The sequence below is a fragment of the Escherichia sp. TW09308 genome (assembly GCF_000208565.1).
GTDB classification, from domain to species: Bacteria; Pseudomonadota; Gammaproteobacteria; order Enterobacterales; family Enterobacteriaceae; genus Escherichia; species Escherichia marmotae.
Window position 1 is genome coordinate 4283897 of the sequence record NZ_AEME01000001.1, and the last position, 12434, is coordinate 4296330.

A 12434-nucleotide genomic window follows, 5' to 3' on the forward strand; every position below is an offset into this window, starting at 1 on the left:
CCCATGTTTACATCAGTGGCGCAAGCCAATACTGCGGTTATCGAACAAATTCGTCGCGCTCGTCCACACTGGCTGGATGTGCAACCGGCTTCTTCACTCATTAGCGCGTTAAATCAGGGTAAAACACTGCTTCACGCCGGGCCACCGATGCGCTGGCAGGAGATGACCGGGCCAATGAAAGGAGCGTGCGTGGGCGCATGTCTGTTTGAAGGCTGGGCAAAAGATGAAGCGCAGGCTTTGGCGATGCTGGAGCAGGGGGAAGTGAACTTCATTCCTTGCCACCATGTGAATGCTGTCGGGCCAATGGGCGGTATTACCTCTGCCAGTATGCCGATGCTGGTGGTTGAGAATGTGACCGACGGTAACCGGGCGTATTGCAACCTCAACGAAGGTATCGGCAAAGTGATGCGTTTCGGTGCCTATGGCGAAGATGTTCTGACTCGCCATCGCTGGATGCGCGATGTGTTGATGCCAGTATTAAGCGCCGCGCTGGGGCGCATGGAGCATGGTATCGATCTCACCGCGATGATGGCGCAGGGCATTACGATGGGCGATGAGTTCCATCAACGCAACATTGCTTCCTCAGCACTGTTGATGCGTGCGCTGGCACCGCAAATCGCCCGTCTCGATCACGATAAACAGCAAATCGCGGAGGTGATGGACTTCCTTAGCGTGACCGATCAGTTCTTCCTCAATCTCGCGATGGCCTATTGCAAGGCGGCGATGGATGCAGGCGCGATGATCCGCGCGGGCAGCATCGTTACGGCAATGACCCGCAACGGCAATATGTTTGGGATTCGGGTAAGCGGTCTGGGCGATCGCTGGTTTACTGCGCCAGTTAACACTCCACAAGGTCTGTTTTTCTCCGGCTTCTCGCAGGAGCAGGCGAATCCGGATATGGGCGATAGCGCGATTACCGAAACCTTTGGTATCGGTGGAGCGGCAATGATCGCCGCCCCAGGCGTAACGCGCTTTGTCGGTGCGGGTGGCGTGGAGGCTGCAAGAACGGTATCTGAAGAGATGGCGGAAATCTTCCTTGAACGCAATATGCAGTTGCCGATCCCCGGCTGGGATTTCCAGGGCGCATGTCTGGGGCTGGATATTCGTCGCGTTGTGGAAACCGGCATTACGCCGCTCATCAATACTGGTATCGCCCATAAAGAAGCGGGGATCGGGCAGATTGGGGCAGGCACTGTACGGGCACCGCTGGCCTGCTTTGAACAGGCGCTGGAAGCCCTGGCTGAAAGTATGGGTATTGGTTGAGGAACGCGCGATGACGATCATCCATCCTCTGCTTGCCAGTCGTAGCGCACCAGACTATCGCCAGTCCTGGCGGTTAGCGGGCGTCTGGCGGCGGGCGATTAATCTGCTGACGGAAAGCGGCGAACTGTTAACGCTGCATCGTCAGGGAAGTGGTTTCGGCCCCGGAGGATGGGTGCTTCGCCGCGCGCAATTCGATGCGTTATGCGGTGGATTACGTGGCAATGAACGACCGCAAGTTGTGGCTCAAGGGATTTGCCTCGGGCGTTTTACGGTTAAACAGCCACAGCGTTATTGTTTGCTACGTATTACGCCGCCTGCGCATCCTCAACCGCTTGCCGCTGCATGGATGCAACGCGCGGAGGAAACCGGGCTTTTTGGGCCACTGGTGTTGGCGCTAAGCGATCCGCTACCTGCTGAATTGCGCCAGTTTCGTCACTGTTTTCAGACCGCACTCAATGGCGTTAAGACCGACTGGCGGCACTGGCTGGGCAAAGGTCCGGGATTAACGCCAAGTCATGATGACACGCTGAGCGGAATGCTGCTGGCGGCCTGGTATTATGGCGCTTTAGATGCGCGCTCCGGTCGCCCGTTTTTTGCCTGTTCCGACAATCTTCAACGCGTTACCACGGCGGTGAGCGTTAGTTATTTGCGTTACGCCGCCCAAGGCTATTTCGCCTCGCCACTCCTGCACTTTGTTCATGCTCTGAGTTGCCCGAAACGTATCGAAGCAGCGATTGATTCGCTGTTGGCGCTGGGGCATACGTCAGGGGCAGATACGCTGCTGGGGTTCTGGCTTGGTCAACAATTATTACAAGGAACACCATGAAAACACTGGTTGTAGCTCTTGGGGGCAACGCCTTACTCCAGCGCGGTGAGGCGCTGACGGCAGAAAATCAATATCGCAATATTGCCAGTGCTGTACCCGCGCTGGCACGTCTGGCGCGTTCTTATCGGCTGGCGATTGTTCACGGCAACGGGCCGCAGGTGGGGCTACTGGCGTTACAGAATCTGGCGTGGAAAGAGGTGGAACCGTATCCGCTGGATGTGCTGGTGGCGGAAAGCCAGGGGATGATTGGCTATATGCTGGCGCAGAGTTTGAGCGCACAGCCGCAGATGCCACCGGTGACGACGGTGCTGACGCGCATTGAAGTTTCACCTGATGATCCGGCATTTTCGCAGCCAGAGAAGTTTATCGGTCCGGTTTATCAGCCGGAAGAGCAAGAGTCGCTGGAAACGGCATATGGCTGGCAGATGAAACGCGACGGTAAATACTTGCGCCGGGTGGTGGCATCTCCACAACCGCGTAAAATTCTCGACAGCGAAGCCATTGAGTTGTTGCTCAAAGAGGGGCATGTGGTGATTTGTAGTGGCGGCGGCGGTGTTCCGGTGACGGATGACGGAGCTGGGAGTGAAGCGGTGATTGATAAAGATCTCGCCGCTGCGTTGCTCGCCAGGCAGATTAATGCCGATGGGCTGGTGATCCTCACCGATGCTGATGCGGTATATGAAAACTGGGGAACGCCACAGCAACGCGCCATTCGCCATGCCACACCGGATGAGTTAGCGCCATTTGCCAAAGCCGATGGTTCGATGGGGCCGAAGGTGACGGCGGTGAGTGGTTATGTCAGAAGCCGTGGTAAACCCGCGTGGATTGGTGCGTTATCGCGAATTGAAGAGACGCTGGCGGGCGAGGCGGGAACCTGTATTTCGTTGTCGTCGTAGGCATTTGTGCCTGATGCGATGCTTGACGCATCTTATCAGGCCTACAATTGGTGCCGGATCGGTAGGCCGGATAAGGCGTTCCCGCCGCATCCGGCAATTGGCGCACGATGCCTGACGCGATGCTGGCGCATCTTATCAGGCCTACAATTGGTGCCGGATCGGTAGGCCGGATAAGGCGTTCCCGCCGCATCCGGCAATTGGCGCACGATGCCTGCTGCGATGCCGGCGCATCTTATCAGGCCTACAATTGGTGCCGGATCGGTAGGCCGGATAAGGCGTTCCCGCAGCATCCGGCAATTGGCGCACGATACCTGCTGCGATGCCGGCGCATCTTATCAGGCCTACAATTGGTGCCGGATCGGTAGGCCGGATAAGGCGTTCCCGCCGCATCCGGCAAGAATATGAGCACCAGGTTAACTGAACTTACTCTGCGCCCAAATCACGCCGCTGGCATACTCCGGCGGCAGCAGTGGGATTAATGCTTCCAGCGTCGCGGTCAGACGCGATGTGTCGCTGTCGGTCAAATTCAGATGCCCCACTTTACGACCTGGGCGTACTTCTTTGTCGTACCAGTGCAGATGCACCAGCGGCAGTTTCAGCCAGTCATAGTTCACATCGCTACCAATCAGGTTGATCATCACCGACGGGCTATTAACCACCGGTTGCGGTAACGGCAGATCGGTAATCGCCCGCAGGTGCAGCTCAAACTGGCTGATGCTGGCACCGTTTTGCGTCCAGTGACCGCTGTTATGCACACGCGGAGCCAGTTCGTTGATCAACAGACCTTGCGGGGTGACAAAACACTCCATCGCCATCACACCGACATAACCCAGTTCCTGCATAATCGCTGACAGCATTTCTTCGGCCTGCGCCTGCTGCGGTGCATTGGCCTGCGGGAAAGCCACGCTGGTGCGTAAAATACCGTCCTGATGCAGGTTGTGCGTCAGCGGATAAAACACTGTGCTGCCATCAAAGCCGCGCGCGCCAACCAGTGACACTTCGCCAGAGAAGTTAATGCCCTGCTCGACAATACATTCGCCGTAGCATTCAGCCGGTAACTGTTCGGTTTCATCGGCGCGTAAACGCCATTGACCGCGACCGTCATAGCCACCAATACGACGCTTAACAATCGCCAGCTCACCTAAACGATCAAACACCGCAGGCCACTCGCTGCGATCGGCAAGTAACTGCCACGGCGCGGTCGGTAGGTGAAGTTTGTCGAAAAGCTGCTTCTGAGTCAGGCGATCGGCAATAATCGGGAATACATCGCGGTTCACAAAGGCCGGATGGCGCGCCAGCTCGCGAGTTAATGCGGTTTCTGGCCAGCGTTCGATCTCAGCGGTAATCACGCTTTGTTGAAAAGGCACCGCCGCCGGTTCAGCGTCCAGCCCGACCGGCCAGACAGCAATGCCTAACGGTTCGCCTGCCTGGCGCAACATACGGCCTAACTGCCCGTTACCGAGGACGCAAACCTGTTTCATGCCGCACCTCGCGGGTCCGGGTTTTCCAGTACTTCGTCGGTCTGGGCTTTGCGCCAGTCATTCAGACGCTGGTGCAGTTCTTTATCATGAGTAGCAAGAATTTGTGCTGCCAGTAACGCCGCGTTTGCCGCGCCCGCTTTACCAATCGCCAGCGTACCCACCGGAATGCCGCGCGGCATTTGCACGATGGAGTAGAGGCTATCGACACCGCTCAGTGCGGCGCTCTGTACTGGTACGCCCAGCACCGGCACCAGCGTTTTTGCGGCAATCATGCCTGGCAGGTGCGCTGCGCCGCCAGCGCCCGCAATAATCACCTGATAACCGTTCTCTTCGGCGCTTTCAGCGAAGCTGAACAGTTTATCAGGGGTGCGGTGAGCAGATACCACTTCTACGTGGTGCGGGACATTCAGGATTTCGAAGATTTCGGCGGCGAACTGCATGGTAGCCCAGTCGCTTTTGGACCCCATCACGATGGCGACACGCGCCGGATTATTGCGGGAAGACATGCGTCTTAAAACTCCTGTGGTGCACAACTCTCGGCTTTAGAGGGCACAGAGAATAGCACGGAAAGAGAGCAAGGAAAACGGTTGCGTAGGCGGGATTAACCGTCATTTGTTGAGTTTTTAATCTGATCTGCGTGTTGATTATGCGCTCTGGATGAACTGGCAAAGAATGCCCATATCAGCACAATGCTCCACGGAAAAAAGCAAATACCGACAATCAATACAAATCTTTCGACAAAACGTTGGTTATGGGGGCGGGTGAGTACTAAGTAAATGAGCCAGAAATAGACTATCCACGAAATGACCGCTGCAACTACCAGTGACAATACGCCAAAATAGAAGCCGACAAGGCCAAACCAGCTAATACACAGAGGCGCTCCTGCCGTAAGGGCGATGCCAGAAATCAAAAATCCGTTGCAGCGTCGCATAATAATATTCCCTGTTGTTATTTCACTCAGGGACTTATTACCTTGCTGACTCAGAAAAAGATATACAGGTTGCGGTAGTCTGGCGCTTTTTCAGAATCTGTTCATTCGCGGTCAGAAAGGAAAATGGATTAGCTCAACGTCATCTGCCGTGACTTTCACCATCGAACCTTCGGTATGCCAGGCTCCCAGCACGACGCGGAAAGCAGGTTGCGCATTGGCGATGAGTTCATGCACCGCCGGGCGATGCGTATGCCCGTGGATCAGCCATTGCACCTGATGCTTTTCCATCGCACTGACCACCGCGTTTTGGTTAACGTCCATGATCGCCAGCGATTTACTGCTGTTGGCTTCTTTACTGTTTGCGCGCATTCGCGCAGCAATACGTTTACGTAAAAATAGCGGCAGGGCGAGGAATAGCGTTTGCAACCAGGGCTTGTGGACTTTGGCGCGAAAAGCCTGATAACCGACGTCATCGGTGCACAGCGTGTCGCCATGCATAATCAGCACCCGACGACCATAAAGTTCGAGCACTTTTTCTTCTGGCAATAACGTCATACCGCTTTCACGGGCAAAGCGTTTGCCGAGCAGAAAATCACGGTTGCCATGAATGAAATAACAGGGAACGCCGGAGTCGGATACCGCTTTGATCGCCGCCGCCATCTGGCGATGAAACGGGCTGGGATCATCGTCGCCAATCCATGCTTCAAACAGATCGCCAAGAATATACAGCGCGTCGGCCTTGCGGGCTTCTCCCGCTAAAAAACGCAGAAAACCGGCGGTGATCGCCGGTTCTTCCACGCAGAGATGAAGATCTGCAATAAAGAGTGTCGCCACGATTACTCGCTAACGGTCACGCTTTCAATGATAACGTCTTCTTTTGGCACGTCCTGGTGCATACCGCTACGACCGGTTGCGACACCTTTAATTTTGTCGACTACGTCCATGCCTTCAACCACTTCGGCAAATACGCAGTAACCCCAACCTTGCAGGCTCTCGCCGGAGAAGTTCAGGAAGTCGTTATCAACCACGTTGATGAAGAACTGGGCAGTTGCAGAGTGCGGAGCCTGAGTACGAGCCATTGCCAGCGTACCACGGGTGTTTTTCAGACCGTTGTTGGCTTCGTTTTTGATTGGCTCTTTGGTGGCTTTTTGTTTCATGCCCGGTTCAAAACCGCCGCCCTGAATCATAAAGCCGTTGATAACACGGTGGAAAATGGTGTTGTTGTAAAAACCTTCGCGGCAGTAGTCCAGGAAGTTTTTAACTGTTTCAGGTGCTTTATCGTCAAAAGTTTTGATGACAATATCGCCGTGATTGGTGTGGAAAGTAACCATTTTTGCATCCTGTTCCGTTTGATTGGTGCTTCAACCCGGTTCGGGTCATATATAGGGTGGTGTTATAGCATAACCGCACGATCGGATCATCTCGCAATGTATGCTGATTCGCGCGGGAAATATGGGTATTATACGCAACTCAATTACCCACACATGTCTAAACGGAATCTTCGATGCTAAAAATCTTCAATACTCTGACACGCCAAAAAGAGGAATTTAAGCCTATTCACGCCGGGGAAGTCGGCATGTACGTGTGTGGAATCACCGTTTACGATCTCTGTCATATTGGTCATGGGCGTACTTTTGTCGCCTTTGACGTAGTTGCGCGTTACCTGCGTTTCCTCGGTTATAAGCTGAAGTATGTGCGCAACATTACCGATATCGACGACAAAATCATCAAACGCGCCAATGAAAACGGCGAAAGCTTTGTGGCACTGGTGGATCGCATGATCGCTGAAATGCACAAAGATTTCGATGCTTTGAATATCCTGCGCCCGGACATGGAGCCGCGTGCAACGCACCATATCGCAGAAATTATTGAACTCACTGAACAACTGATTGCTAAAGGTCACGCCTATGTGGCGGACAACGGCGACGTGATGTTCGACGTACCGACCGATCCAACTTACGGCGTGCTCTCGCGTCAGGATCTCGACCAGTTGCAGGCAGGCGCGCGCGTTGACGTGGTCGATGACAAACGCAACCCGATGGACTTCGTGCTGTGGAAGATGTCGAAAGAGGGCGAACCGAGCTGGCCTTCTCCGTGGGGCGCGGGTCGTCCTGGCTGGCACATTGAATGTTCGGCAATGAACTGCAAACAGTTGGGTAATCACTTTGATATCCACGGCGGCGGTTCTGACCTGATGTTCCCGCACCACGAGAACGAAATTGCCCAGTCCACCTGTGCGCACGATGGTCAATACGTCAACTACTGGATGCACTCCGGCATGGTGATGGTTGACCGCGAGAAGATGTCCAAATCGCTGGGTAACTTCTTCACCGTGCGCGATGTGCTGAAATACTACGACGCCGAAACCGTGCGTTACTTCCTGATGTCGGGTCACTATCGCAGCCAGTTGAACTACAGTGAAGAGAACCTGAAACAGGCGCGTGCGGCGCTGGAACGTCTCTACACTGCGCTGCGTGGCACAGACAAAACCGTTGCTCCTGCGGGTGGCGAAGCGTTTGAAGCGCGCTTTATCGAGGCGATGAATGACGACTTCAACACGCCGGAAGCCTATTCCGTGTTGTTTGATATGGCGCGTGAAGTGAACCGTCTGAAAGCAGAAGATATGGCAGCGGCGAACGCAATGGCGTCTCACCTGCGTAAACTCTCTGCCGTGCTGGGTCTGCTGGAGCAAGAACCGGAGGCGTTCCTGCAAAGCGGCGCACAGGCAGACGACAGCGAAGTGGCTGAGATTGAAGCGTTAATTCAACAGCGTCTGGATGCTCGTAAAGCCAAAGACTGGGCGGCAGCGGATGCGGCGCGTGACCGTCTTAACGAGATGGGGATCGTGCTGGAAGATGGTCCGCAAGGAACCACCTGGCGTCGTAAGTAACACCCTCACTCTTATCCTCTCCCGCAAGGGAGAGGATACGCTCAGCGCAATTTACGCCTGCTCCACCACAATATTCCCATCACTATTATTCCTGGTAGCCATACCCACATTAGCTCTGAAATAATCACCTGATGCCCATATGGCGTGGTGTAACGCGATAACGCAAACGGCGCGACTTTAATCACCTGCCAGGGGGCGAAAAATCGTTCCTCTGACCACGGCCACAACCAGCCAACACCTTTGCCGCCAGTGGTTACCGAATCCAGCAAGCTGTGTGATAGCAGCGATACGGTTAAAAATAGCCAGCAGCGAATCAGCCCCGTCCTGAACCATCGATGCCCAATAAGCACGCATAACAGCGGGACAACAAACGCAAATACCAGCGAATGAGTAAAACCGCGATGGCCAAAAACATTGCCGTAGGCAACGCCAAATTTAAACGACAATACGTCGGCGTCTGGCAGCATCGCCAGGACGATTCCGGCAAATAACAGACGCGGCGGGATGATTTTCGACCCCAACCCTAAACCAATACAAAGGGGGACGGCGGCGTGGGTAATAACGGTTGGCATGATGATTGCTTCGGCAAAATGTTGATGCTAACAGCATGAATGAAAGCAACGAAGAGGGCAAAGGTCTGAAAAGAGAATCGGCCTGCATACAGGCAGGCCGGAATGGGGTCAGGCAACAACCTGTACGCTGTGACCTGCAAAACTCACTGTCTGACCGGCGACGATTTTGCAACGTTTGCGCGTTTCAACTGCGCCGTCGACTTTCACCTGGCCTTCAGCAATCGCGATTTTCGCCTGCGCGCCGCTTTCGCTCCAGCCTTCCAGTTTCAGCAAGTCGCACAGCTCAACGTGCGGATGTTTACCTAAAGAAAATGTCGCCATGTTACTCACCCTGTGGATCATGATATTCAACGCACGCCTGTAGCGTGTTTTCAATCAGCGTGGCAACCGTCATTGGGCCAACGCCGCCAGGAACAGGCGTAATGTATGAGGCGCGCTTAGCCGCTTCTTCAAACACGACGTCGCCCACAACTTTGCCATTTTCCAGACGGTTGATACCGACATCAATCACAATAGCGCCTTCTTTGATCCAGTCACCGGGAATAAAGCCTGGCTTGCCGACGGCGACGATCAACAAATCGGCGTTTTCCACATGATGACGCAGATTTTTGGTGAAGCGGTGAGTCACGGTGGTGGTGCAACCTGCCAGTAGCAGTTCCATGCTCATCGGGCGACCGACGATATTCGATGCACCAATCACCACAGCATTAAGGCCAAAGGTATCAATGTTGTAACGCTCAAGCAGCGTGACGATACCGCGCGGGGTGCAAGGACGCAGGCGCGGCGCACGCTGGCACAGACGACCAACGTTATAAGGATGGAAACCGTCTACGTCTTTGTCCGGGTGAATACGTTCCAGTACTTTGACGTAGTCAATTCCCGCCGGAAGCGGCAACTGCACCAGAATACCATCGATGGTATTGTCGGCATTCAGCGCATCGATAAGCTCAAGCAGTTCTGCTTCGCTGGTGGTTTCAGGAAGGTCATAGGAGCGGGAGACGAACCCGACTTCTTCGCAAGCTTTGCGTTTGCTTGCGACATAAATTTGCGATGCAGGGTTGCTGCCGACCAGCACAACGGCCAGTCCTGGCGCCCGCAGTCCGGCCGCAACGCGTGCCTGAACTTTTTGAGCAACTTCAGAGCGCACCTGCTGCGCAATCGTTTTACCGTCAATAATCTTTGCTGCCATCAGAGAGAGGATTCCATCTGTTACGTAGGTCGAAGGGGATGCGTCTATTTTGTCAGAAGCGTAGCGCGCTGTCAGTTTTCGTTTTCTGAAAAGTAAAACCTTCTGTACCAGGCAGATTAACGCCGATAATGATAACCGCCGTTGGTTTGCCGTCGTAGTGAGATAAATCAGACACGACCGTACACTTGTTCAGCAACCAGTTCAAAAGCCATTGACTCAGCAAGGGTTGACCGTATAATTCACGCGATTACAGCACATCGTGGTATCAATGCGCCCTTAGCTCAGTTGGATAGAGCAACGACCTTCTAAGTCGTGGGCCGCAGGTTCGAATCCTGCAGGGCGCGCCATTACAATTCAACCAGTTACACCTTCTTTACCACCTTCATAATTTCAGAGTGGACGTATTTGGGGCATTATTACCAAAAATATCGTCTATTTTCCTCGCGTGCTCTGTCAAATGATTAGACGTAAGGTGAGCATATCTACGCACCATTTCTATGGATCCCCATCCGCCCATTCCCTGAAGCACTGATGAAGAGCATCAATGAATGCACCAGGGGGAACCAGTGAGTTAAGTTCGAACTGTAGTACAATTCTCTCCGGTATTAACAGGAATGAATATGCTATGAACCCTTATATTTATCTTGGTGGTGCAATACTTGCAGAGGTTATTGGTACAACCTTAATGAAGTTTTCAGAGGGTTTTACACGGTTATGGCCCTCTGTTGGTACAATTATTTGTTACTGTACATCATTCTGGTTATTAGCTCAGACGCTGGCTTATATTCCTACAGGGATTGCTTATGCTATCTGGTCAGGAGTCGGTATCGTCCTGATTAGTTTACTGTCCTGGGGATTTTTCGGCCAACGGCTGGATCTTCCAGCCATTATAGGCATGATGTTGATTTGTGCCGGAGTGTTGGTAATTAACTTATTGTCACGAAGCGCACCGCATTAAAAATAGTTTCGTTCGAGTTTAATGAAATACGTCAGCTCGTATGTTTATACGGGCTGCTTTTTTATACTGCGGGTAAATGTTTTTTTGCAAGTGGAGCAGGGGATTACCATATTTGTGTTTTGAATAGCAATAACAAAGTTGTAGGCAAGAAATACTGTCGGCATTTTGTGATTAAATGGTTTATAGCAATATAACAAGAAACTCTTAAGTCTGTTTGTTTTTTAAACTTCATCCACATCGTGGATAAATATGAGAGCCACCCGCTGAACGGGTGGTTTTACGTAAGTTAAATTTTATAATTTCAGTGAATGTTTACGCTACAATAATACAAATGATAGTGGACAAAAACACAATCAGGCGATGGATTCACCGTAGGATGCAACTGCCTGAGCGGTGAAACCCACGCTCAATTCCTGTCTGACCCCATCATTTTTAAGCCAATAATAAATATTATCTTCTTTATTAAAAGCGTAAATTCTACAAATGCCCGCACATTCACTATTTGTGTTCCATCCACTATTAGCTACATCGCCCCATTCCTGGTAAAGTCCTGCGTTAACTTCTCGCTTAATAATATGCCCTGAATCATGATCATTATAATCGTAACTATCGATATCCTGCGCTTCGGGAAATTCTCCGTTCATTTTTTTAACCCACGGTAAAATATCTTTAACTGAATCATAAGTTTCAATGCTGTATTTGAAAAAACGCTTCACGGTAAAAATATAAATACCGGCAGATTTGTTCGTTGATTTATCAGTAGCGAAAATGGCAAAAATATTCCCGATGCACTTTTCGTCAACGTCAGGAAAAGTTACTGTGCCATCCTGACTGATCGCCAGAACATTATTGTCTGCATCAGTGCTACAGCTCCATTTTACCTTGTCATTATTAACCGGGTCATTATCAATGACCATCTTAAAGGTGGCACCTGGAAACAAGCAGTTAGGGAAATGGTAACCATTCGTCATATCATTTTTAATATCATAGATATGGTTGTCAACTAAAACGCCTGTAATTTTACTCATCATTGACTCTCTTTGTTTATTAAATAAAAGGTTTTATTCCTGTGTAAAGGAATATGCTGATATTAATGCGCTTGATGAATAATTGTTCTTATTTAAAAGTTATATAGTGGTATAAATATGATTATATAATCCCTCTGAGTAGTGGTTACGCCGCTTATTTGTGTTATGTACGGGAATATCTGGAAAGTGCCAAATCGTCGCAAGCGTAATCCTGAGCGAAGCATTGCAAGATCTGATGGCAACTATCATGTGGTGACAAATGGTAAAGCGGGTAATGATGTTTATTGTGAATATAATGGTGTAACCGCTGATAAGAATATTTGATTGGAGGGCAGATAATTAAAAGATAACGTATGAAAGAATGTGCTTTGAAGTTTCATGACAAACAGCAGTTTAAAAC

At 51.7% G+C, this 12434-nt stretch carries 15 protein-coding genes, 1 tRNA gene and 1 pseudogene; 6 read left to right on the forward strand and 11 right to left on the reverse strand.

Annotated elements, in window-relative coordinates:
• Positions 1–3 precede the first annotated feature (3 nt).
• From ESM_RS0120730 to ESM_RS0120740, 3 genes are read left to right on the forward strand one after another with little or no spacing between them, the layout of a single operon-like run.
• Positions 4–1263: a DUF1116 domain-containing protein gene (locus ESM_RS0120730; RefSeq protein ID WP_000495419.1), complete on the forward strand. Its 1260-nt coding sequence runs from the start codon at positions 4–6 to the stop codon at positions 1261–1263.
• A gap of 10 nt (positions 1264–1273) precedes the next feature.
• Positions 1274–2089 carry a DUF2877 domain-containing protein gene (locus ESM_RS0120735; RefSeq protein ID WP_001515929.1) on the forward strand — a complete coding sequence of 272 codons (816 nt, stop codon included), beginning with the start codon at positions 1274–1276 and terminating at the stop codon, positions 2087–2089.
• Entirely contained in the window at positions 2086–2985 is a 900-nt protein-coding gene (locus ESM_RS0120740; protein ID WP_000855393.1) for a carbamate kinase, read from the forward strand. Before ESM_RS0120735 ends, ESM_RS0120740 begins: the two co-directional genes overlap by 4 nt.
• Positions 2986–3398: 413 nt before the next feature.
• Here the strand turns inward: ESM_RS0120740 and purK are convergent, their stop codons facing one another.
• From purK to ppiB, 5 genes are all read right to left on the reverse strand, one after another.
• On the reverse strand, positions 3399–4466 hold the full coding sequence (purK, locus tag ESM_RS0120745; RefSeq protein WP_000815515.1) for a 5-(carboxyamino)imidazole ribonucleotide synthase: 1068 nt from the start codon (positions 4464–4466) through the stop codon (positions 3399–3401).
• Positions 4463–4972: a 5-(carboxyamino)imidazole ribonucleotide mutase gene (purE, locus tag ESM_RS0120750; protein ID WP_001295318.1), complete on the reverse strand. Its 510-nt coding sequence runs from the start codon at positions 4970–4972 to the stop codon at positions 4463–4465. The genes purK and purE overlap by 4 nt, the downstream gene beginning before the upstream one ends.
• A gap of 95 nt (positions 4973–5067) precedes the next feature.
• The gene (locus ESM_RS0120755) at positions 5068–5397 is read right to left on the reverse strand and encodes a hypothetical protein (RefSeq protein WP_001250482.1); all 330 of its coding nucleotides are present in this window, start codon (positions 5395–5397) and stop codon (positions 5068–5070) included.
• A gap of 111 nt (positions 5398–5508) precedes the next feature.
• Complete coding sequence (gene lpxH / locus ESM_RS0120760; protein ID WP_000212261.1) at positions 5509–6231, reverse strand: UDP-2,3-diacylglucosamine diphosphatase; 723 nt, start codon at positions 6229–6231, stop codon at positions 5509–5511.
• Between the two features lie 2 nt (positions 6232–6233).
• Entirely contained in the window at positions 6234–6728 is a 495-nt protein-coding gene (ppiB, locus tag ESM_RS0120765) for a peptidylprolyl isomerase B (RefSeq protein ID WP_000256002.1), read from the reverse strand.
• 173 nt (positions 6729–6901) lie between these two features.
• Here ppiB and cysS point away from each other — a divergent pair, with 173 nt between their 5' ends.
• Positions 6902–8287, forward strand: coding sequence for a cysteine--tRNA ligase (gene cysS / locus ESM_RS0120770; RefSeq protein ID WP_000912352.1), 1386 nt, complete (start codon positions 6902–6904; stop codon positions 8285–8287).
• A 41-nt stretch (positions 8288–8328) separates the two neighbouring features.
• On the opposite strand, the gene ESM_RS0120775 is transcribed toward cysS, so the two are convergent.
• The 4 genes from ESM_RS0120775 to ESM_RS1000000129450 all read right to left on the reverse strand — a co-directional run bounded on the left by ESM_RS0120775 (position 8329) and on the right by ESM_RS1000000129450 (position 10223).
• Positions 8329–8859, reverse strand: coding sequence for a metal-dependent hydrolase (locus ESM_RS0120775; protein ID WP_001143525.1), 531 nt, complete (start codon positions 8857–8859; stop codon positions 8329–8331).
• 108 nt (positions 8860–8967) lie between these two features.
• Entirely contained in the window at positions 8968–9180 is a 213-nt protein-coding gene (gene ybcJ / locus ESM_RS0120780) for a ribosome-associated protein YbcJ (protein ID WP_000190288.1), read from the reverse strand.
• 1 nt (position 9181) lies between these two features.
• Entirely contained in the window at positions 9182–10048 is an 867-nt protein-coding gene (gene folD, locus ESM_RS0120785; protein WP_000729173.1) for a bifunctional methylenetetrahydrofolate dehydrogenase/methenyltetrahydrofolate cyclohydrolase FolD, read from the reverse strand.
• A gap of 52 nt (positions 10049–10100) precedes the next feature.
• The gene (locus tag ESM_RS1000000129450; protein WP_256734171.1) at positions 10101–10223 is read right to left on the reverse strand and encodes a hypothetical protein; all 123 of its coding nucleotides are present in this window, start codon (positions 10221–10223) and stop codon (positions 10101–10103) included.
• 95 nt (positions 10224–10318) lie between these two features.
• Between ESM_RS1000000129450 and ESM_RS0120795 the strand changes: the two genes are divergently transcribed.
• A tRNA-Arg gene (locus tag ESM_RS0120795) sits at positions 10319–10395 on the forward strand.
• Between the two features lie 15 nt (positions 10396–10410).
• Here ESM_RS0120795 and ESM_RS01000000125475 read toward each other — a convergent pair.
• Positions 10411–10580, reverse strand: a pseudogene (locus ESM_RS01000000125475) (integrase); the annotation flags it as partial.
• Positions 10581–10673: 93 nt separating this feature from the next.
• Between ESM_RS01000000125475 and emrE the strand changes: the two are divergent.
• Positions 10674–11006 (forward strand): multidrug efflux SMR transporter EmrE, encoded by a 333-nt coding sequence (emrE, locus tag ESM_RS0120800; RefSeq protein ID WP_001070455.1) that lies wholly within the window; start codon positions 10674–10676, stop codon positions 11004–11006.
• 353 nt (positions 11007–11359) lie between these two features.
• On the opposite strand, the gene ESM_RS0120805 is transcribed toward emrE, so the two are convergent.
• Positions 11360–12037 carry a hypothetical protein gene (locus tag ESM_RS0120805; RefSeq protein WP_000987170.1) on the reverse strand — a complete coding sequence of 226 codons (678 nt, stop codon included), beginning with the start codon at positions 12035–12037 and terminating at the stop codon, positions 11360–11362.
• Positions 12038–12434: the final 397 nt, after the last annotated feature.